This is a genomic window from Streptomyces sp. NPDC051172 (assembly GCF_040682555.1).
In the GTDB taxonomy this organism is placed as follows: Bacteria; Actinomycetota; Actinomycetes; order Streptomycetales; family Streptomycetaceae; genus Streptomyces.
Window position 1 is genome coordinate 1 of sequence record NZ_JBFBBE010000384.1, and the last position, 1,256, is coordinate 1,256.

The 1,256-nt window shown below is 61.1% G+C and carries 1 protein-coding gene and 1 pseudogene; one reads left to right on the forward strand and one right to left on the reverse strand.

Annotation, left to right across the window (positions count from 1 at the left end; all coding sequences use genetic code 11):
* Positions 1-85 precede the first annotated feature (85 nt).
* Positions 86-1,027: a hypothetical protein gene (locus tag AB0N07_RS51315; protein ID WP_365847915.1), complete on the reverse strand. Its 942-nt coding sequence runs from the start codon at positions 1,025-1,027 to the stop codon at positions 86-88.
* Between the two features lie 46 nt (positions 1,028-1,073).
* Here AB0N07_RS51315 and AB0N07_RS51320 point away from each other — a divergent pair.
* Positions 1,074-1,256, forward strand: a pseudogene (locus AB0N07_RS51320) (RidA family protein); the annotation flags it as partial.

Sequence of the window (1,256 nt, forward strand, 5' to 3'; positions counted from 1 at the left end):
CACCCTGGGCGGTACGGACCTTCAGGACCGGGGAGCCGGCCGGCAGCCCCGTCGCCACCGATCCATAAAGGACGAGCGGCCGTCGTCACTCATCCCATTCAGGCGCGGGACGGGCCAGCTCGGCCGGGTGCGGTGGTTCCTCAGATTGCCCCGTGACATACAGGACGACATCCCGGACGTACGTCCATGCGTCAATCACGATCGGGAGGTACGGGAAGCCTCCGGTTTGACTCTGGTCGTAGACCACTGTGACGGTCAACGGCAGATCCAATGACTTGAGTGTCTCGAGGTTGAGGTCTGCCGCGTCCGGGAGGTCGATTTCCAGGACGGTGTCACCGTTGCGCACTACGCCGTCACTCGAGTCGGGAAGGAACCTCATGATGTCGTTGACCGATGCCGGGTCCCTCGTGGGGGCAAACGCCTGTTCCGACAGTTCGACTGGCACCTCAAACTGGATCTCTCCTAGCTGATGCACACCCGATGGGTTTGGAACCAGCGCAGCGATGAAGCCATCCCGATGCTTGTCAACGTTGCTGAGTTCAGCGAGCAGACTCAACGGGTGTGGAGGAACCGGATAAGTCCGAGGCGACGCGAACGGCTGCACTCGCTTGACCCGCTCGACGATCACAGGGGGCAGTTGCTTGAGTCGTGACGCCGACTGCTTCTTCCATTCCGCTTCGTGTTGCACCACCGGAAATGAGTTCGACCGCAACACTTTCTCGTCCACCCCTGTGGAGACTCCGTGACCATGCACCATGTTGTCCAGCGCTGCACGAAGATCATGGATGAGATAGCGCAGGGGCCGAGATATATCCGAGCTTTCGATCGGCGGACGGATGCGGGCCGCCCATACCACAGTCTTTGATTGAAAGACACTCGGATCAAAACCCACCTCAACCGAATCAAGATAGCTGGCGTGCGTTGCGCGTAGCTGTCTGAGGGTGAGCTTGGCCTCCCGAATCTTGTTGAGAGCCAGCTTCCCAGCGTCATCAAAGCGCGGGGACGCCCCCGCTCCAAAGGAACTCATCCACCAAGCATGCCCGGTGAGATGCCCCTCGCTGTGCTGACCAGCGGACACCATTGCCACCCGTGTGCTGGTCTCCCCCTCCGACAAGGCTGAACTCGCGGCGGCCTGGGAGGTCGTCTGCGACGCATTTGGTGACCGTGATGTGCCGGGAACGCTGATCGGAGTTGCCGCACTTGGGTACGACCGCCAGCTCGTGGAAGTCGAAGCGACAGCCGCCGTGATCGACTGA